Genomic DNA, 18,343 nt, shown 5'->3' with positions numbered 1-18,343 from the left:
CATACCTCACAAATTTGAAGTAGGGTAACAATGCGCAAGACCAGACCTTAATAAGGAATTGTACCCTGCATTAAACCTTGATTTAACACCCGATTAGGTTACAACCAAGAACGAAAAGAATGTCTGATGGCAATGTGCAGTCGGTTTTAGTCGTGCTTGAGATACGAAGATAGCGGACAGTTCAAATAGATCTGGTCGCCCAGGTTGTAGAAGGAGAAAAAATCCTGAATACCAAAAAGCTCTCCTTAATGGAGAGCTTTTAATGCTTTAATGACATTTATTGTAGTTCAGAGTTCTTCGATACATGAACTTCAGGGTTATAAACGCCTTTTGGATAATGGATAGATATTATACCTTTATCAAACAAAATATCTTTGTGAAGAAGCTTATATGTAACATACGGTTGTTGGTTCTCTTTCAAGTCAAACTTAACTGTTGCATCCCCAGCGTAAAATTCACTACCAATATGATTATCGCCTTCTACCAATATCCTAACATTAACCGCTCTTTCTGAATCCTTCATAGTCCTGTTAGCGGAATTCGTTGATGATTCTGATACCAACTCTATAAAAGCAATATCCCTTTGACTTTCTTCAAGACTGTCTATATAGGGATAAAAATAAGAGTTTTCAAACTTATCAATAGGTTTACTGCTGAAAGTTAACTGTATGAAGCAAATCAAAAATCCTAATGTCACTACCTGAAGAGAAAGTGTAAGGTGATCCTTAGCCGACTTCCGAATCGTTTTCTTATTGCGTGTTATCACTTGCCCAATACATACTAAAATAAATAGAATGGCAACGATGCCCGCGAGCACGGGTAAATAATTGTTAATATAATAATGTACCAAATCTCTTCCAAATGAGCCTAAATCATTATCGGCTGCGACCAATACTTCTTTTAACGTCATATAGCGCCCCTCCTTAGTAACAGTCATAGCATTTTATTAATATATAATATGAAATGCTAGTGATAGAGGCTCCAAACAATACTAAAGATATTGACTAGAAATATATTGGTATTATCATAATTAGGAACGCTACAAAACAAATTGAAGGGGATGTTAATTGTGATAAATAAAAGATTCTTAATCCACGACCACCTTTATAAAACTTTAGAAGAAGCTAGGTTGTATGATGATGGCAAAGACGTAATAAAACCTGTATACACAATAGAAGAAGAAGATGATAAGGTCATTTATAAAACGAGAGTAGAAGCAGAGGAGGAGCTTAAGCAACTCAAATTAGATAATTAAATCCTTTAAAAAACACCTTTTAGAGGTGTTTTTTTAGGACCTTCTAAGATTGGGTCTATATCTAGAATAATGATAAAATATATGTATTACTTATTATGAGGTGGAAAAGTGAATACAGAAATTGCAGAGAGAACGATAAAAGCAGCAAATCTTATATTAAATGGAATTCCTACCAAACAAGTAGCAAAAGAAATGGGAATTAGCGAAAGTACACTTAGAGATGACATAAATACCAGACTCCCAGACCTTGATCAGGCTCTATTTAAATCGACAAAAGATAAACTTAGAGAAAACTCCAAGTCTCCCTCAACAAATACTTTTACTGATGAAAAGAAAATGAAGGCTAGGAATTTTGCACATTTTATATTGGAAGAACACACCGTTTTAGAAACAGCAAAGGAATTTAACTCGAATAGAGGTACCGTACGCAGAACACTAGATCGAGTGTTATCAGTTATTGACCCAGAACTTTACGAAAGAGTTAACGAACAGATCCGACAAAACGGTGTGAATAAATCTCAAAAAGGCGCTAATGTAACTAAGGACATAGCTAAGAAAAAATTCGAGAAGATTTTGGCGACCAATCAAAAGGCTTGTTGTCGTTGCAAAAATGTAAAAGATTTGAGTTTATTCACAACCTCCAATGCTACTCCTGATAAAAAGGCGAAAAGATGTTCAGAATGTGACCGAGAAATGTATTTAAAGAACCGAGACCCTTTAAAACCTTTTCAGACCAAATGGGATTCTGTAGAGAAAGTTCTTAATGCAGTAAAAGAAAAAATTGAAGAAGGATTCACGCTAACAGAAATATCACGGAACAGCGCATATCTTCTCCAAGCCTTATATCAAAAAGACTTAAACCTAAAGAAAGCAATCGAGCTAATTGGCTATGACTATGAAGAGCTTCGAGTTACTCAAGGTAAAACACACGAAGAATTAAAAGAGGAAATCATAGCTGTTCAACAAGAACATGGTGAAATCAGTTATAGACTTTTACGAGACCATTACAGAGCACTAGAGGGTTCTTTAAGAACACGGTTTGGTAATATAGAAAACGCAATAAAGCGGCTAGATTTAGAAGAAAAAGTTACATACGTGGTGTATTCTAGAGCATGGGACGTGGACAGCTCTCTTAAGCATCTTGAAGCTATTGCCAACAAAGGACTCCCTTTGAACTACCGGAATATGTATGAATACGATAGTGGCTTCCTTACCTCCTTAATCCGCCATCACGGTCAATACGAAAAGGCTCTCAAGAAAATAGGGATCGATTACAGCAGCATCAAAGAAGAAAGATCCTTAACCAGTGCAGTTGGTTTGGAATTCGAGAAGTTAGGTCTAGAAATACTAAATCGTTGCGACTTTAATCTAAAAGAGGGAAAGTATATTCAAACCCCAGACAGTTACATTTTACCTGACGGAGTTACTGAAGACGGAAAAACATTCATCGACTTCAAACTTTCTTCATGGACAGTATTCAACTCCTCTACAATTCAAAAATATATGCCTTACTGCGAAAACTTATTAATCATCTATCTAAGGGGAGATAGAATTAATAAAGATTTACCAGATGAAGTAGAGATGATCCCGATTTCCGATATCATCAACGAAAATAATTTGACTGACAAATACGAAGAAAAACTGAATAACCTTCTTGAAAAGTTAAAGGGTGAATCTATAGAGACGGCTAGTTAATTCGTAGAAAGAGGTGTTGACCATCGTGGTCAAAGGTAACCATACCATTGTTATGTCAGAACAGGTCTTACATTCACTTGAAGAAAATAGTCCCGAAACAGAATAACAGTAAAAAAAGAGGTCGGAATAAGACCTCTTTTCTCTATTAATATCGAAATTATTTAGCCTACCTTTTCTTCATAATCAATGACTTTCTTTTTCTTCTTATCCCAGATACTTAGTATATCTTGGATAATTTCTAGCTTCTGAGCTTCGTATTCTTCTTCGTACTTTTTATACTCAACCTTTTCTCGATGTTCCCTATTCCAAACAGATAATCCTTCTGGAGGGAGAGGCATATCAAAGATATCCTCAAAGATCAGTTGCAGATCGTTGGACATGTTAAACCCATATCGGACAAGAAAATATGATAATGAGCTCTTTGACTCTTTAGGGGTTAATAAGACCGGAAAAATTTCTTGCCAAGTTAGGTCATATCTACTCTTAGAAGGAACAAAGTATTGCGTTTCTTGAATGTGAATCGACGCTAATACCTTTTTAATGATTTCTTTATCGGCACCAGTAAAGCTTTCAATAGGGGTGATAAATGGGATGTGTTTTTGTTTGATTTTCATGATGTAATTCTCCTCTTTGTGTAGTTAAATTATTGGTCTGATTCTTCGTTGCTGTCGTCTTGTAACCGGATGGAACAAATCGATTCGATATGTTCAGCATTCCGATCTCCATTAAATTGTGTTCTTAAATATTCAACATCAAGACCTAGTTCCTTAGCTTCTTCAAACGACATTCCAATATCATCGTTCACTTCATAAAAATTTTGTTTCAACTCTACGGACCCTTCGTTATTTCTACCAACTTGTTGAATAGCACCCTCGAAAGATTCCCCTTCAACTTCATATTTCACAATGTTTGTTTCAAATACTTCTACAATGTAAGTTTGCTTTTTCATTTTATGCCTCCTAAATATTTTTTAAATGATAGCATGGATATGCTTGAGTGGTTATTCAAAATAGAAAAATTATTACTTACACCTATTTATGTGCATCGGATATGTGTGAATGATTTGCTTAAAAAAAGGCAACTCTTTAAATGAGTATATGTAAAATATTAACAATAAATTAGGTGGATATAGTGGTCCGGATTATCTCAAAGTGCCTAATAATGAACCACTTCTAATCCGAATAAGGGATTTACCTAGAATACCATTTTAATTAAATAATACATAGTTTTTCATACGCCTACGCCAGAAACCATTTGAATAAAATAAATGTTTTATATAATATTTAAAAATATTAAGTGGAAATATAAATATTTTATATGTTATATTTATTTTAAGATATTTTTCCAGAATAACCAATTAAGGAGAGATGAAACAATGAGTGAAAAACATATATATTTAATGATCGCGAACGAATCTGGAGACACCCGCATTATGATCTCTTGGGACCCGAAAGATGCTGACAGTGTAAGAGAAATGAAAGAGCGCTTTACGGAGTTAAAAAGCAAAGGTTATATATTTTTTGAATGTAAAGGGTTTGCAGGTAAATATAAACCAAAAGGTAAGCCTATTAAGGATTTCAATAAGAGCACAGGAAGACTTGTTGCTGAAAAGTATTTTGACAACGACACCCTCGAACATATTAAAAGCGAAGAAGTTATCTTAACTTCAACAGAGAATCACACTGAAGAAACGCCAATGATTGACCCTTCAGAGGAAGAATTAAAGAGCGGTACAACTATTGGCGCATCCAATATGGTATCAGGAGGATAGAACATGGAGATCCACCACCTATCTCCTGATTGCGTAGTAATAGAGTACGAACTGACTCCCCCTCCAGTTGAAGAGGAGCATATAGAATTAGAACAACTACACCAACTAACGAGACCGTCTACAATCATTTCTCTTGAGACCGTTCCTTTAGTTCAAAATCGCAAAGAATTGACAGAGGAACAATTTAATTCGGAACGCGACAAGCTATTAGAGTTTATAGAACGATACGATAAGTACATCGTTTCTAATCATGGGATTGAACTTCAAAGCCTTTACTATTCTTATTGTTGGTCAAGGTACAGGGATAAAACCAAGCCCATCTTTGAAAAGAAATACTTTACAGACCTGCTTTCTCTATGGGCATATTCTGAACCAGAAAAAGAGACTCAGCCTGAAGAGAAACAGCATGAACTTATTGGCACAGATGAGTCACTCTTTCATGAAAACAGTTCAATTAAAGAGAAAAGTGGAGACACTGAAGTATCATATGAAGAAACTCAAGAAGAGAGAACATACTTACATGTCTTTGATGAAGAACAATGTGAATTGAAAATTCAGTTGTACAAAGAAGTCGTCCTATCTCGTTATGCTGAACACTTCTTTCAACAAGAAGGTTCATTCCCTGAACCGCAAGACATTATAAATACGACAAAAGAAAAACTCGATAGAGAAGAAGCGATTCTACGTGCATTTTTTGAAAAAGGTAGAAACGAACCATCATTATCAAAGAGAATGATGAAAGATGATTTCCTATTTCACTTCAAAGACGAAAAATTCGTCTTTTTTATTGGTAAATCAGTCTACATATTTACGATTAAAGATAATAACTTTTACCTTGGTGACCGAAAAATTGACCTAGAATCATTTTTTGCCGAACTCACAAACAAAACAAAGCGAATTTGGAAGCATGTCATACGTCTATCTCGTCTTTTCGAAAGAAATGGGATTAAGTATTCGCAGAGCTCAAAAGGAGACATGTTTTTCATTTATCACATCGAAGAATCAGATAGTTTGCTGCGCTTAAGATACAATGACGCGGAATATCATCTCCAATTCGACAAGCGTAACTTTTACCGCCCAACCGGAGAAAGGGTTATCGAGCCACTGATCCTCGTTCAGGAAATGCTTGATAGAGATAAGGGGAAAGAGAAGGCGCGGTTAAAGGCTAAACAATTTTTCAAGACCTTCCTATCCAAAGAAGAGAAGAACGACTTTATTAAATGGAAAATGGTGTTGTTAAGCACTAATTCATTCAATTACATTATCTGTCCTGAAATTAGAGTAAATCCTATCATTAGGATCTGTAAGACCACTAATGAAATGGAAGCTCTTTGTGTTATGTTAGATAACCCTTATATTCCTAGATACGATGTGATGGCTTCTTCATTACTGCTAATAAAGTCAGGAAATGAAGAACGTTTAAACGCAATAGCTAATGCGTTCGAACTAAATTCAATCCATCGCACTAAGGTTAAAAGATTTATTGACCATAAATTCTCCCATAACAAAAACGTACTATTAGACAAGCTACAAAACGCACACTAAACAGAACACTGTAGTGTTGTAGGAGGAAAGCATAAATGCATAAAGGGAGCAAAAGAAATGAAGGCAGCTCAAGAATTGAAACCTTTTGCGTTATTTGGATAAGCTTGTTAAGTTTGATCACTTACCAAGTAACAACGTATTAACGTCTATGGATAGGAGCGTCTCCATGCACACAACAGAAGAAATATTAGCTAAGTACGATGAATTCAATTCTTATTTGGATGAAATCGATGTAGAGAGTCTCAAAGACACTCATTTGCGAAGTGAATTAAAAGCATTTAAACAAAAATTAGATGATGTCCGTCTTCGATCATTATCTTATGACCTTTCAAAAGTTCTAGAAGAAATGAGAGTTGAGGAACACCCTGAAATCCTACAAGTCCATCGGTTTCCTGAATTAAAGGAGATCGATTTCTTAAGCGAAGAGATGAAAATTAAGTTAGATTCATTCCTGGCTAATTTTAAACCTTCTAACTATGTATATGGACTTTTTCGAGTAGACAAAGGCTTCAAACAGTCGGACATCAAGAAGATATTTGCCTTTTTAGAAGAGAAGGGCATTGTTGAATCAGTGTATTTCGCCCTTTGCCAACACTGCTCGGATGGTCGGATATCAACCGGACTATCACTCAATGAAAAAGAAGCCCTTGAGCAACTTTTCCGAGAGAAAAGGACTTCATATTCATTTGAAACTTACGAAGAAATACTAGAATACTTACCATATACCTGTATGGATTGTGAGTCGGAGACTGATTTTGACACGATCAGAAACGTGACTTATAAACACTCTTATCAAATGAAAGCAAAGCCAATTATCATTACCTAAAGGAGCTGCACCATGTTACGAGATACATCTTTAAAATCGACTATCGGCACAGAGTATGAATGGGTTGTTAACCCCTCAACCAAAAAACTATTTCTAATCCATCCTTTATGTGGGGCACTTGGCTTCTTTGATGAGTTCTGTGATGAGATTGTAATAACAAGACAGTTTGATGTTACTGTGAAGGAGAGTTTAAGAGACCTAGAGCTTTTCAAGACTTTAAAAGGGAAATGGAATCTTTATAAATACTGCCTTACCCAAAACCTTTTGAAAGCCCCAGCGCTCTATAAAGAACTCTCATCCACGATCATTGAAAAGGCTAACGATGTAAAAACACTTCAATACGAACTGTCTGTTTTAGAATCGAATATCGATGGTGAAGAGGTAGGCTTTCGATATAAATACGATTTGCGAGGTACCAAATGAAGAGAGAATTAGCATTCATATCGTCCAAATATGATTGGGGATGGTCCTTGTGGCTCTCAGTAAATGGAACAAAAAAGCTAATAGCCGACAAACTTGGAAGTGAAAGAGAAGTCCAAGATGTTATAGATTCTCTACAACACCTCACTCACATTAAGAATGGAAGTAATGTGTAAACAACAATACATAGTGAAAACATACAATAACGACTCCCTTCAAGCGAGATAAGGGAAGTCGTTTTTTATGAGGAGTTATTTGAAAGGGTTTTCATTAATTAGATAAATAAACTAGTAAGGAGGTATACATATGACAAGATTTAATAAAATTGTATTGGGCACGTTAGGTGTATTTTTCATGTTGGGCTTCCTTTCTATGTTTATCAAGGATGTTTTTGTGAAGAGTGATAGCCTAGAAGAATTCTTCCTTTTTTATGAGAATTTAGGGTTCGCAATCTTTATGAGTACAGGCTTAATTTATCTCATCAGCCTATGGATAAAGAGTGCGTTTAGCAAAACCGCAAATTGAATAAAGAGTATAAAAATAACGTAACTCCATTCAATCCTTCTTAGGGAGCTGACACTATTGAGTGAAAAAGAAATGGAATTTAGATTAGAAGAAATACTAGCCATACTAAAAGAATTAAAATTGATTCAAGAAACCAATCAGAGATTGTTTGACCATTTTGGATACTATTTTCCGACCATAGAAAAATTAGCGAAAGATGCTGAGCTTCTTTATAAGTCCTATGTGGAAGAGTATAAAGATATATCTGAAGAACTTTCTTTTGCCAAAACAGGAATAAAAATCACTCACCAGTACAGGCAAACACATCTTTTTTAGTTTGCATTCTTGTATTTCACCTATAATAGAGAAAAAGTCTAAGGTGGGTACACTATGGAACAGTTATCTTTTGATGAGCTTGCACTTCAGTACGGACCATGGAGGGTAACGCATAAGTACGACAATGATTGTAGAATCCTCGCAGATCGTCATTACTCTAGAAGGACGATTGGTGCGAAGGGTTTTACGAGACCAGGATATAATTTGGTGTTGAAGACTGAAGATGGAAAGGCAGTATGGGTAACATGGCGGTCTAAACATCGTGACGATTCGTTTGGCGACGCTTGGGAATGCACTTTATTTCGCAATGAATCAGAACACCAATCCTCTGCATTGATTAAATGGGCGTTACACGCTTCTGTAAAAGAATGGAGTAACTCATTTGGTATCCCCAAAAACGGAATGATTACTTATGTAGATGATGACAAAATTGATAGCAATGTCCCAGGATATTGTTATATCCGCTCAGGTTTTAAAGCAGTAGGAAGAAGTAAAGCTCGAAATTTATTAACCTTACAGATACCACTCGACTTTACAGACCTAATATTAGAAGAGCTCAACGAGGTTAAAAAGTTAGATTTTGTTAATGGGCAGATGGAGGATTATGCGGAAGAATACACATCATTAGATTTGAATATGGAATCCATCGAAGATTATATCTATGATATTGAATTCAACTTGGAATCGTTGAGAGAAGAAGCCGATATCTGTAGAGGTCGGATCACTGAACTTAAAGCACTCATGAGTAGGAGAAAAATTAAAGCATGGCATAGCATCAGTAGTTATTCGCTAAAACCCGAAAGTGTTTGTGACCTTGAATGGATTGAACAGTATGGTTATTTTAATCCCTTAGGATATTAGAGTAGTATTAACAAACCCAGACCTATAACAGCAAAAACATAGCTACTATTAGCTATGTTTTTTTATGATGGCAACGATACGAACGATCCCTTCTTACTGATCATCACGAACGATCTTACCGAGATTCTTGTAGTTAGTTATCCGCTTTTTTACTGCATTTGTAGCGAACATAAGAGTCACTAATATCAACAACACAGCAAGCGAATACTCCTTAACAATCTGACCCGCTTCTTCCCAATGAGAACCTAACGTGTACCCGATATATACATACAACGTCGTCATCGGAACCGTAGCAAGGAAGGTGTAAATTGCAAACACCCATACATTCATCTTAGCCATTCCGCACGGGATAGAGATGACTGTTCGGATTCCTGGTATAAAACGAGCGAAGAATGCAACAGAAGCCCCTCGTTTCTCAAAAAAGCGATCTGCAGCATTTATTTGCTTCTCTCTTATGAATATGTATTTACCATACTTCAATACGACTGGTCGCCCTCCGAAATAGCCTAAGTAATATAGCGTGAGCGGACCCAATGTGCCGCCAACACTCCCAGCAGCTATCGTAAAGTAAAGGTTGTAATCCCCTTCAGAAACCCAATACCCAGCAAGGGGTAACACAATTTCAGCAGGAACGAATTCGAATGTTAAAGCGACAACGATTCCTGCATATGAGAATTGCTTTAAAAACGTTATAAATTCTAGAATAAACTGTTCCATATCTTCACTCACCATCTAAGTAATGTCCACTAATCAATTTATATAAACGAATGGTAACCCCTCTGAAAATTATAAAGAAAAAGTCGTATCCGCCACTAGATAAATAAAAATAAAACATGCTAACATGTTGCGAGTATTTTTTACAGAACAGTTGTAGTTTGAGAAAAATACATCCTACATAGAGAGAAGTGTTCGAATTGCTAGAAGTATTGTTAATATTTTTGGTTCAGATCGTATTCGTCCCTATACTGACATTACGAACTGTATTTATGGTTAAGAGCGAGAATAAAAAAGCTTCATTCGTAGGCGCGCTAGAAGCGGTTGTTTACATTTTTGGTGTATCTCTCGTTCTGACAGGTGAGCAGAGTATAGCTGCTATGGTTGCGTATTCTCTAGGATTCGGGATCGGTATATACCTGGGAGGACTCATTGAAAACAAACTCGCTATCGGCTATACAGCTTTTAATGTGAACTTACCTTCAAAGAATCAAGAACTATTAAATCAACTTCGTAATGATGGTTATGGCGTAACGGTTTTTGTCGGAGAAGGGAAAGAGAGTGACCGTATCAAGTTAGAGATTCTAACTAAGAGGAGCCGAGAGAGGGAATTGGAACTCATAATTGAAAAATTCGAACCTAAAGCGTTTATCATCTCTTATGAACCTCGTAAGTTCAAAGGAGGCTTCTTAGTGAAGTCTATGAAGAAGCGGTTGCTTAAAAAGAGAAATAAAGAACTTAATTCTACAAACTGAATAGAAGAATAGAAAGAGACAGCCTATTCACTGGCTGTCTCTTTATTTATTGTCATTTTTTGTAGTGCTGTGAGTCCCTCTTATAGTTTACTTCTTCTGGATCAAACATTTCTCCCATGTCACCCATGTATTCTGCCTTCGACCAGAGCATTTCCATTGGATACTGACGTAATCCTTGATACCATAACTCGTATCTCTTAGAATAATTATCTATTAGAAACGCCCTGCTCCAAACATCGGAACACTTTTGCATGAGTTTGATTGGGAAATTTGCGTACCTTATTGCAAACAGCATACCATTTCTACTATCAATGAGAGCTACTGTAAGAGTATTAACCTTGTTTATTGTCTGAAGAGCTCTTGCATCACCATATAAGGTGGGATCGAAACTCATTTCAAATATCAAATCACCAAAACTTATAAGCGGGAGAGCAAATTCTCCTTCTATAAACAATCTCACCTGCATCGTTTCTTTTCTCACCCCGACAACTTCTTCAATTGAAGGAGAGTTGAAGAAAATTGAGAATAAGAACCCCATATCTCCTTCCAAAACTTCCAAAACTGAACCATCCTGCCCTAATAATGGATTCTTTGTTGAAACATCGAAGAGTGGAAATTTCTCACCTACAATAAATACTGTTCCCATTGTAATACCTCCTTGGTTTTTTCCATTATATCTTCTTTTGTGAAATCACCAAATATATTTCCCAAGTACCTGAACCATCTTATAAAATAAAGAAAAACAAAAATATACCTAGAGACTATGACAGCGGGAGGAATTGTTTTGCATACGAAAGAAGACTATATGAAGTTTGTACAAACATTTCAAGAGGAAAATCAATTTGAGTACAATGAGGACAATTATTACGAAGAGGACCAGCAGATTCGATACGATGGTAATTGCCGTCTATACGGGAATTACAAATCATTAGTGATTTTTTGTTGGGAAAAAGAGACGGGTTTCATCGAATGGATTGTTAGAAATGATGATTCCGAAGAATCTCTAAACGACCTCGAACATCATTATTCTAATACGTTTCCTAATTCACCACAATCAAAGTATCTTTTCTAAAAAGCGAAATGGGGTGCATAATTTGGTTCCTAGCGACTACTTGTCCAAAAACGAAAAACAACTACTTTCAAAGGTGAAAGCGGATATTAAGTTGGCAGCTACAATAGAAGAAGTAAAGTATCTTGAGGATAAATTAGATATTCTATTACAAAGATCGTTCTCAAGATACCGAGCAAAAAATGGGGTTATTCTGACTTGCGAATACTGTACTAAACCTATTGAGAGTGGGCAACACTTCTACTCAATTACTATGAGTGATTCGACATATGTCCACGAAAGTTGTTTCAAAGAATGGTCTGTACAATTGAACGGAGCGATACTATTAAGGAAATAAGCGGAGAAAGACGCTTGAACAACTACAGAAAAGAAACTAATGAAAAGACGCTCACGCGATGTGAACGTCTTTTTTTCTATTATTGAGGGATGATCGGAATGGGTTTACCACGATATGTATTTGCCTTATCTTCTTCTATCAATTCGTTTTCTACTAAAATATTCAGGACAACATCTCTACGCCAAACAGCGTCATTCATATTTACATACGGATCATAAGCACTGGGAGCTTGAGGAAGTCCAGACAGAAAGACAGCTTCTTCTCTCGTTAATTCGCTTGCCTCTTTTGAAAAATACACTTCTGCAGCTTCCTGTATTCCTGTAGCACCCGCTCCGAAATAGATCTTGTTTAGGTAGACTTCTAATATTTCATCTTTAGAGTAATCCTGTGAAATGTTAACAGAGATCCAAACTTCTCTTAACTTCCGTTCCGTCGTTTGGATATGACTGAGATAAATGTTCTTTGCTACTTGTTGAGTTATTGTTGACCCGCCTTGAGTCATTTCACCATGTTTTATGCCTAATGCAATAGCCCTTAGTATTCCACGAAAGTCCAATGCACCATGTTCGTAGTACCTACGGTCTTCAACTCCAATAAAATACTTCGGAACATATGGTGGCAATTCATCTAGTGTGATGTAACTCTCACTTGTTTCTTCTTCGAGTGGCAGAGAATACTTTACACCCTCCATAGAACTAAATATAAATACCACAACAACAATTGACACTAATAGAAGGTATTTTTTCACCTTCACTCACCCTTTTCTATCCAAGAGAATGAATCCCTATACCGAGGACTCCTACTCGTTTTCGTTTATCTTTACGCCACGCATTTTTAATTCAAAACGCCTTAACTCTTCTTGCCCCTCATGAGAGAACCGATATTCGTCTACTTCTTGAACTTCTTTTATACCCTTAAGAGTAGGGAACTGAGAGTAGGCACTATTAAAACCGGTTTTAATAGTGGGAGCCTTTACTAAAATTTCTTTAACGTACACTCCTAAATAATCATCTTCAATAAAACTGACAAGAAATTTTTTGTCTTTCAATTGATTGTCACTCCTTGATTTCCTTTTTCTCTATGCGTTGTATTTATATAATTATTTATCTTATGTTTCATGAAATTAATATTTAACAGTTATATTATTTCTTAACCTTATTATTTATAATTATATATGTTTTAATGGTAATTGTCATTGTGAGAAGCGAATAAATAACTTAATTACAAAGATTTTTATAAAAAAGAATGATTTTACAGTTGCGTATAATAAATTCCATCTACATTGAGAGGTTGATACAAATGGATCCAAAGACGATAGAAAATCAACTCGAAATCATTACTTCTACACATAGAGTGATGAGCAACGAGCCTTTAAGTAACTACACATATACCAAAATGGGTGGTAATGCGGACTTCCTGGTTTTCCCTACATCATCAGATGAGGTCCAAGATATTTACTTATTTGCTTCTGAAAATAACATCCCTGTTACCGTATTAGGGAACGGATCAAACCTCATCATTCAGGACGGTGGTATTCGTGGGATCGTAATTAACTTAACCAAAATGAATAGCATAATGGTTTCTGATAACAAAATAGTAGCTCAAAGTGGAGCTGCTATTATTGATGTTTCTAGAACCGCTTTATCGCATGGTCTAACCGGTATGGAATTTGCATGTGGTATACCAGGAAGCGTAGGAGGTGCCCTTTATATGAATGCAGGAGCATATGGGGGAGAAATATCGGACGTTTTAGAAAGTGCAACACTCTTAAATCGCAATGGTGAACTAGTTATATTAACGAAAGATGAACTAGGTTTGGAATATCGGAAAAGTATCATTGGGAGCGGTCGTTATATTGTATTAGAGTCTAGGTTCAGTTTAATATCAGGTGAAAATAGCGATATATTAAATAAGATGGATGAGCTTACATACTTAAGGGAAAGCAAACAACCACTTGAATATCCGAGTTGTGGTAGCGTGTTTAAACGTCCGCCAAACAACTTTGCCGGTAAACTGATTCAAGAAAGCGGTCTTCAAGGATATCGTATCGGCGGAGCGGAAGTCTCAAGAAAACATTCTGGCTTTATCGTGAATGTAGACCATGCCACTTCAAAGGAATACATCGACTTAATCGAACATGTCCAGAAGACTGTTAAAGATACGTTCGATGTGTCTTTAGAGAGAGAAGTTAAAATCATCGGTGAGGAAAAGACCCCTGAAACAATTCCAGCATCCTAACAAACTCATACAGAAAACAATAAAAAGAACTCCTTCAAGTGACGAGGGAGTTCTTTTTCTATCTAGAGTGAAATTTCCTTTTTTATCGTATGCCCATTCTCCTCCAACTTTAAAGCTAAATATGAACAGAAGTCATGAGCGATGTGCCCAGATATCCCATATGAACCTCCACACATTAACTTTGTTTCTTCGGGTTTATAGATGTCTACTGTAGTGCTCCACCCCCATTTTTGCTTAGAAGCAAGTCCATATGCTCCCATACCAACTCTGTATTTAGCGGGTAAATTATCTACAATTTGATCAACTTCTTCTTCCCTAAACTTATTGTCAGAGTTCAATACTATAGTCCAACCCATCCCAACACCTCACGACCTTTTCTTCCATCATAACTTAAACTTAGGATGTTGTGCATATAGGTGAGTACAAATGTTCGCTGTAATTTGGTACAATTATGTTAACGAGTAAATCATTAGAAATAAATAAGGTATGTGTAATATATGTGCAATGGTCGTGTTAAGTATATGTAGTGGACTTACAAAACACATGCTATACATGTACTATTTGTGAGAGGAGGAAACACTATGAACTCATTAATCAAACAATCTGGCAACCTATTAAACCAACAAACTAGCATTCAATCTATTAAAGAAAGGCTTCAAAGTCGCCACTTATTAGATGATAAAAATGACCTGAACCTAGAAGAAACAACTGAAAAAGAGTTTCTGGACTACTTTCTGTCACTTAAAGTGCTAAACAAAGAACTATCAGAACACACAGTTAGAGCCTATCACCAGGATCTCCGTACAATCATAGAGTTTTTTCACTTTCATAAACAATCGATTAAAGAAATTGGATTTGTAGAAGTTAAATTGTTTAACCAGTACATACAAGACCGCTATTCGAACCGAACCTCCGTAAGAAAACTAGATTTCTTTAAACGGATGTTAGACTTCGGATATACTTCCGGTTTTTATAAAAAAGATTATTCAAAATGGATCGTAAGACCTTCCGTAGTAAAAGGGCACGTTTCGGACAAAAGAGATACGAATACAGAAAAGAATCAAAATAGAATTCAGTATCGGGAAATCAGCGAACGAGAATCGAGATTACTTCTAGAAAATCTTTCAAAAGCTGTTAGGTCAAAAGCACACCAGCAGCCATTCAAAAAGAGGAACATCCTCTTCGGAAAATTACTATTGTTAACTGGAATGAGATCAAGCGAAATAGTGGGTTTAAACTGGGGTAGTTTTCGAGAGGACAGAAAAGGAAATCTCATTGTCGATGTAATAGGTAAAGGTCAAAAGGGAAGAACGATTCCGGTCTTCGAAGAGGTCGTTGAAGCTTTGTTTTCATACCGACAGTCATTGGAAGACAAAACTGAAATAGATGAAGACGATAGTACCCCTTTATTTTATAGGATTAAAGATTACTACAATACAAACGAAAAAAACCGCATTTCATATACAACCTTGTATCGGGCAATAAAGTCAGCTGTATATTTAGCTAATAAAAATGAAGAAATTTCTCCACACTGGTTCAGACATACATTTATAACGGAGAGCTTATCAAAAGATGTTCCTTTAGCGGTTGTAAAGCAGGTAGCTGGTCATTCATCTATATCTACTACCAACCTTTATTTAGAAAGATTACAAGATGAAAGTGTCCATGATGCTTTCAGACAATCCGGTTTTCGGTAAAAAACCTATCCTATTTTCTCCAACATGAGCATTTCGCCCTTATAATTCTTCTAAGAAATAAATACTCAGCCAAAATCGAAGGAGTGCTCAAAATGGAAAATACAATTACTAAAAACGACGGTAGACTATTAGACTTAAATCGATTAAACGAAGCTTTTCTCTGCGATGAATACCCATCTCTAGGGACAATAGATATTGCAGTAGATGTCCGTTTAAAAGGTGTTAATGCTCAAATAAGCGTAAAAGGGAAAACAATTTATTCAAATTTCATTCAAATTTCCCACATTAAAATCGAAGATACAACAAGCAATATTGGCACTAAGCGAATGAGTAAAATTGTAGACTATCTACAAGAATTGTTTCTGCAAGAAGAATTCCTTGTAGAACATGAGATTGAAGATGGTTATCTTTATGGCAAACATAATTTCACTGAATATCCGGTTAGTGGACGAGATGAAGGAGTTTTTATCGAAAAAATTTCTTCATCTGAATTGGAAATAATTGTGGAAGATACCATAATCCCTAACAGTTTCGGAGAAAAGAATGAATTGAATAGGGCAATTTTCTATTCAAAAAATCATTTGTACGTATGCACAGACGACAAATATGAAAAGGAAAGGGAAAACAAGTTTAAAGTGGATTTCAAAGGAGCTCTTTCTTCCACTTACGGCATCCGTTATGCATTAGATGAAAATTTAAATTTATTTGAGCGCCATACTGTAAATGACCCCAACAACATTCGTCTCTTTATATCATATGAGTATTCCACTGAAGCTGAAAATGTAAGAACAAAGTATATCCTTCAGGAAAATTATTCTGGTTATCATGCGGGTTACACATTAAGAGAAATGATTGAAAAAATAAAGTCAGCAAATAATGTTGTTCCTAAAGAATGGGAAAGTACATCAGATAGTTTTTCTTATCCGCTTAAAATTGATAATGCTATTATTTACTCTCCTAGAGTGTATGGAGAAATGATTCCAGAATTCCCTCAGAACTCATGGGTTAGAATTTCTTCTGACGATAACAGAAATCCGTATAAATCTAATGAAGGAAAGTTCGGAAAGGTCGAATCTCAAGAAGGATCTAGGTTAAAGATTTCTCTTGAAGATGAATATCCGAATGAACTTGTGACAATCGATTATCGCTATGTCGAATTTGCCGATAATCCGTTCAACAAGATTGATGAAGATCCACTTGTAGCCTTCAAAACGATTAAATCCAATGGTGAAATTCTAAAAGGATTTGGTCGATTAGTCGAAGCATCGCCAAACGTATCAAAAATCAAATTAATTGGTGACCCAGATGAAACATTAAAGTACCTTAGACATGAGTTTCAGGTTTATGTCGACAGTCTAAATAAATTTAAGGCTGATTTTAAAGAGGTCATTGGAGAAGAATTAGATTATGTAATCGTGAAGAACGAGAACATCGACACTTCACTCATCAATGAACTTTTTGAAAGGTTCATCTCAGAACCAGGATATAAAAATCACACTCAATATCAAGCTATACGAAATGTAGTTCGTTTAAGTAAAGTAAGTGAAAGTAATAGCCATTACTTTTCGACCTTGCTTTACTACTTAGTCGCTGTCGGAAAGATTACTTTTGATAGACTCATTCAAGCTTTCACTCATCGCGTTCTCCATGATAGTGATCGAGTTTATTATCAAGAACGAGTCGATTTTGACGAAGATGAGATTGAGAAATGGATTGTACTAATGTCTTAGAAATTAAATTTCAGGAGACGGATCATATTTATGATTCGTCTTTTTCTATGCTGTTTAATTAAGGTGTTTTTATTATTTATAGGTAATATAAAAATGTAGGATACTGAAAGGCAGGTTTCCAAAATGAGCAAAAACTTTGAAGAGCTAAATGGAGCAACAAATTTCCCTAATACAGTTACCGTTTATGATGTTGCTGAAATCCTAGGCATATCTCCTAAAGAAGTGCGTGAACAATGCAAGAATGGAACTTTAATCGCCACTGAAACCCTTCCTGATAGTGGTAGATGGAGAATTCAAACTGAACAATTAAAAGACAAAGGAAAGTGGACTGAATTCCTAGAAAAAAGAGGTAGAATAAAAGAGCAATCTTTAAGGGTAGCCGAATTTATGGTTAATGAAATTAAATCTATTAACGAGAACTAAACCTGAGCCAAAATCGCACTAAAAAAGGTCAAAGACTAATTTGCCGCTAACCTTTTTTATCTTTCATCTAATCTCCCTTTCGCTGAAGAGACACACCACATAAAGTTAAGAGATAAGTCATTTACACTAGAAGGGTTTTTCGTAAATTCCCGCTAATTGACTAATCG

The 18,343-nt window shown here is 35.8% G+C and carries 23 protein-coding genes; 15 read left to right on the top strand and 8 right to left on the bottom strand.

The window, feature by feature from the left end:
- Positions 1–277 precede the first annotated feature (277 nt).
- The gene (locus ACXAEY_RS23240; RefSeq protein WP_474815617.1) at positions 278–910 is read right to left on the bottom strand and encodes a hypothetical protein; all 633 of its coding nucleotides are present in this window, start codon (positions 908–910) and stop codon (positions 278–280) included.
- Positions 911–1,069: 159 nt separating this feature from the next.
- Here ACXAEY_RS23240 and ACXAEY_RS23235 point away from each other — a divergent pair, with 159 nt between their 5' ends.
- Both ACXAEY_RS23235 and ACXAEY_RS23230 read left to right on the top strand, forming a co-directional pair.
- Entirely contained in the window at positions 1,070–1,255 is a 186-nt protein-coding gene (locus ACXAEY_RS23235) for a hypothetical protein (RefSeq protein WP_474815616.1), read from the top strand.
- 108 nt (positions 1,256–1,363) lie between these two features.
- Positions 1,364–2,950 (top strand): sporulation transcriptional regulator SpoIIID, encoded by a 1,587-nt coding sequence (locus ACXAEY_RS23230; protein ID WP_474815614.1) that lies wholly within the window; start codon positions 1,364–1,366, stop codon positions 2,948–2,950.
- Between the two features lie 161 nt (positions 2,951–3,111).
- Here the strand turns inward: ACXAEY_RS23230 and ACXAEY_RS23225 are convergent, their stop codons facing one another.
- Together ACXAEY_RS23225 and ACXAEY_RS23220 are read right to left on the bottom strand one after the other, a co-directional pair.
- Positions 3,112–3,564: a hypothetical protein gene (locus ACXAEY_RS23225; RefSeq protein ID WP_474815612.1), complete on the bottom strand. Its 453-nt coding sequence runs from the start codon at positions 3,562–3,564 to the stop codon at positions 3,112–3,114.
- A 29-nt stretch (positions 3,565–3,593) separates the two neighbouring features.
- Positions 3,594–3,899 carry a hypothetical protein gene (locus tag ACXAEY_RS23220; protein ID WP_474815610.1) on the bottom strand — a complete coding sequence of 102 codons (306 nt, stop codon included), beginning with the start codon at positions 3,897–3,899 and terminating at the stop codon, positions 3,594–3,596.
- Between the two features lie 426 nt (positions 3,900–4,325).
- Between ACXAEY_RS23220 and ACXAEY_RS23215 the strand changes: the two genes are divergently transcribed.
- The 7 genes from ACXAEY_RS23215 to ACXAEY_RS23185 all read left to right on the top strand — a co-directional run bounded on the left by ACXAEY_RS23215 (position 4,326) and on the right by ACXAEY_RS23185 (position 9,213).
- Entirely contained in the window at positions 4,326–4,721 is a 396-nt protein-coding gene (locus ACXAEY_RS23215) for a hypothetical protein (RefSeq protein WP_474815608.1), read from the top strand.
- Between the two features lie 3 nt (positions 4,722–4,724).
- Positions 4,725–6,266, top strand: a complete 1,542-nt coding sequence (locus ACXAEY_RS23210; RefSeq protein WP_474815607.1) for a hypothetical protein — start codon at positions 4,725–4,727, stop codon at positions 6,264–6,266.
- Positions 6,267–6,432: 166 nt separating this feature from the next.
- Positions 6,433–7,092, top strand: coding sequence for a hypothetical protein (locus tag ACXAEY_RS23205; protein WP_474815605.1), 660 nt, complete (start codon positions 6,433–6,435; stop codon positions 7,090–7,092).
- A gap of 12 nt (positions 7,093–7,104) precedes the next feature.
- On the top strand, positions 7,105–7,515 hold the full coding sequence (locus ACXAEY_RS23200; protein WP_474815603.1) for a hypothetical protein: 411 nt from the start codon (positions 7,105–7,107) through the stop codon (positions 7,513–7,515).
- Between the two features lie 303 nt (positions 7,516–7,818).
- Positions 7,819–8,037 carry a hypothetical protein gene (locus tag ACXAEY_RS23195; RefSeq protein WP_474815601.1) on the top strand — a complete coding sequence of 73 codons (219 nt, stop codon included), beginning with the start codon at positions 7,819–7,821 and terminating at the stop codon, positions 8,035–8,037.
- A 57-nt stretch (positions 8,038–8,094) separates the two neighbouring features.
- A complete protein-coding gene (locus tag ACXAEY_RS23190) occupies positions 8,095–8,352 on the top strand; it encodes a hypothetical protein (RefSeq protein ID WP_474815600.1) in 258 nt (85 codons plus the stop codon).
- A gap of 54 nt (positions 8,353–8,406) precedes the next feature.
- Positions 8,407–9,213, top strand: coding sequence for a hypothetical protein (locus ACXAEY_RS23185; RefSeq protein ID WP_474815598.1), 807 nt, complete (start codon positions 8,407–8,409; stop codon positions 9,211–9,213).
- A 93-nt stretch (positions 9,214–9,306) separates the two neighbouring features.
- On the opposite strand, the gene ACXAEY_RS23180 is transcribed toward ACXAEY_RS23185, so the two are convergent.
- On the bottom strand, positions 9,307–9,930 hold the full coding sequence (locus ACXAEY_RS23180; RefSeq protein WP_474815596.1) for a DedA family protein: 624 nt from the start codon (positions 9,928–9,930) through the stop codon (positions 9,307–9,309).
- Between the two features lie 197 nt (positions 9,931–10,127).
- On the opposite strand from ACXAEY_RS23180, the gene ACXAEY_RS23175 reads away from it, so the two are divergent.
- Positions 10,128–10,682 carry a DUF2179 domain-containing protein gene (locus ACXAEY_RS23175; RefSeq protein ID WP_474815594.1) on the top strand — a complete coding sequence of 185 codons (555 nt, stop codon included), beginning with the start codon at positions 10,128–10,130 and terminating at the stop codon, positions 10,680–10,682.
- A 52-nt stretch (positions 10,683–10,734) separates the two neighbouring features.
- Here the strand turns inward: ACXAEY_RS23175 and ACXAEY_RS23170 are convergent, their stop codons facing one another.
- Positions 10,735–11,328: a hypothetical protein gene (locus ACXAEY_RS23170; protein WP_474815593.1), complete on the bottom strand. Its 594-nt coding sequence runs from the start codon at positions 11,326–11,328 to the stop codon at positions 10,735–10,737.
- A 138-nt stretch (positions 11,329–11,466) separates the two neighbouring features.
- On the opposite strand from ACXAEY_RS23170, the gene ACXAEY_RS23165 reads away from it, so the two are divergent.
- Positions 11,467–11,754: a hypothetical protein gene (locus ACXAEY_RS23165; RefSeq protein ID WP_474815591.1), complete on the top strand. Its 288-nt coding sequence runs from the start codon at positions 11,467–11,469 to the stop codon at positions 11,752–11,754.
- A gap of 413 nt (positions 11,755–12,167) precedes the next feature.
- Here ACXAEY_RS23165 and ACXAEY_RS23160 read toward each other — a convergent pair whose 3' ends face one another.
- Together ACXAEY_RS23160 and ACXAEY_RS23155 are read right to left on the bottom strand one after the other, a co-directional pair.
- Complete coding sequence (locus tag ACXAEY_RS23160) at positions 12,168–12,836, bottom strand: transglycosylase domain-containing protein (RefSeq protein WP_474815590.1); 669 nt, start codon at positions 12,834–12,836, stop codon at positions 12,168–12,170.
- Positions 12,837–12,887: 51 nt separating this feature from the next.
- On the bottom strand, positions 12,888–13,136 hold the full coding sequence (locus tag ACXAEY_RS23155; protein ID WP_474815589.1) for a hypothetical protein: 249 nt from the start codon (positions 13,134–13,136) through the stop codon (positions 12,888–12,890).
- A 251-nt stretch (positions 13,137–13,387) separates the two neighbouring features.
- Between ACXAEY_RS23155 and murB the strand changes: the two genes are divergently transcribed.
- On the top strand, positions 13,388–14,326 hold the full coding sequence (murB, locus tag ACXAEY_RS23150; protein WP_474815587.1) for a UDP-N-acetylmuramate dehydrogenase: 939 nt from the start codon (positions 13,388–13,390) through the stop codon (positions 14,324–14,326).
- 62 nt (positions 14,327–14,388) lie between these two features.
- Here the strand turns inward: murB and ACXAEY_RS23145 are convergent, their stop codons facing one another.
- Entirely contained in the window at positions 14,389–14,682 is a 294-nt protein-coding gene (locus ACXAEY_RS23145; protein ID WP_474815585.1) for a hypothetical protein, read from the bottom strand.
- Between the two features lie 225 nt (positions 14,683–14,907).
- Here ACXAEY_RS23145 and ACXAEY_RS23140 point away from each other — a divergent pair, with 225 nt between their 5' ends.
- The 3 genes from ACXAEY_RS23140 (at position 14,908) to ACXAEY_RS23130 (ending at position 18,176) form a co-directional block, all read left to right on the top strand.
- Complete coding sequence (locus tag ACXAEY_RS23140; protein WP_474815583.1) at positions 14,908–16,023, top strand: tyrosine-type recombinase/integrase; 1,116 nt, start codon at positions 14,908–14,910, stop codon at positions 16,021–16,023.
- A 92-nt stretch (positions 16,024–16,115) separates the two neighbouring features.
- Positions 16,116–17,753, top strand: a complete 1,638-nt coding sequence (locus tag ACXAEY_RS23135; RefSeq protein WP_474815582.1) for a hypothetical protein — start codon at positions 16,116–16,118, stop codon at positions 17,751–17,753.
- 123 nt (positions 17,754–17,876) lie between these two features.
- Positions 17,877–18,176: a helix-turn-helix domain-containing protein gene (locus ACXAEY_RS23130; RefSeq protein WP_474815580.1), complete on the top strand. Its 300-nt coding sequence runs from the start codon at positions 17,877–17,879 to the stop codon at positions 18,174–18,176.
- The last annotated feature ends 167 nt before the right edge of the window (positions 18,177–18,343 follow it).

This window comes from Anaerobacillus sp. ABA4_114 (assembly GCF_056159065.1).
This window is presented reverse-complemented; position numbering and strand designations above follow the sequence as displayed.

Excerpts from the sequence above, each read along its gene's own strand:
- ACXAEY_RS23180 (WP_474815596.1), bottom strand. The coding sequence starts at position 9,930 with ATGGAACAGTTTATTCTAGAATTTATAACGTTTTTAAAGCAATTCTCA.
- ACXAEY_RS23145 (WP_474815585.1), bottom strand. The coding sequence starts at position 14,682 with ATGGGTTGGACTATAGTATTGAACTCTGACAATAAGTTTAGGGAAGAA.
- ACXAEY_RS23200 (WP_474815603.1), top strand. The coding sequence starts at position 7,105 with ATGTTACGAGATACATCTTTAAAATCGACTATCGGCACAGAGTATGAA.
- ACXAEY_RS23240 (WP_474815617.1), bottom strand. The coding sequence starts at position 910 with ATGACGTTAAAAGAAGTATTGGTCGCAGCCGATAATGATTTAGGCTCA.
- ACXAEY_RS23135 (WP_474815582.1), top strand. The coding sequence starts at position 16,116 with ATGGAAAATACAATTACTAAAAACGACGGTAGACTATTAGACTTAAAT.
- ACXAEY_RS23170 (WP_474815593.1), bottom strand. The coding sequence starts at position 11,328 with ATGGGAACAGTATTTATTGTAGGTGAGAAATTTCCACTCTTCGATGTT.
- ACXAEY_RS23215 (WP_474815608.1), top strand. The coding sequence starts at position 4,326 with ATGAGTGAAAAACATATATATTTAATGATCGCGAACGAATCTGGAGAC.
- ACXAEY_RS23225 (WP_474815612.1), bottom strand. The coding sequence starts at position 3,564 with ATGAAAATCAAACAAAAACACATCCCATTTATCACCCCTATTGAAAGC.
- ACXAEY_RS23220 (WP_474815610.1), bottom strand. The coding sequence starts at position 3,899 with ATGAAAAAGCAAACTTACATTGTAGAAGTATTTGAAACAAACATTGTG.
- murB (WP_474815587.1), top strand. The coding sequence starts at position 13,388 with ATGGATCCAAAGACGATAGAAAATCAACTCGAAATCATTACTTCTACA.
- ACXAEY_RS23130 (WP_474815580.1), top strand. The coding sequence starts at position 17,877 with ATGAGCAAAAACTTTGAAGAGCTAAATGGAGCAACAAATTTCCCTAAT.
- ACXAEY_RS23140 (WP_474815583.1), top strand. The coding sequence starts at position 14,908 with ATGAACTCATTAATCAAACAATCTGGCAACCTATTAAACCAACAAACT.
- ACXAEY_RS23205 (WP_474815605.1), top strand. The coding sequence starts at position 6,433 with ATGCACACAACAGAAGAAATATTAGCTAAGTACGATGAATTCAATTCT.
- ACXAEY_RS23185 (WP_474815598.1), top strand. The coding sequence starts at position 8,407 with ATGGAACAGTTATCTTTTGATGAGCTTGCACTTCAGTACGGACCATGG.
- ACXAEY_RS23195 (WP_474815601.1), top strand. The coding sequence starts at position 7,819 with ATGACAAGATTTAATAAAATTGTATTGGGCACGTTAGGTGTATTTTTC.
- ACXAEY_RS23210 (WP_474815607.1), top strand. The coding sequence starts at position 4,725 with ATGGAGATCCACCACCTATCTCCTGATTGCGTAGTAATAGAGTACGAA.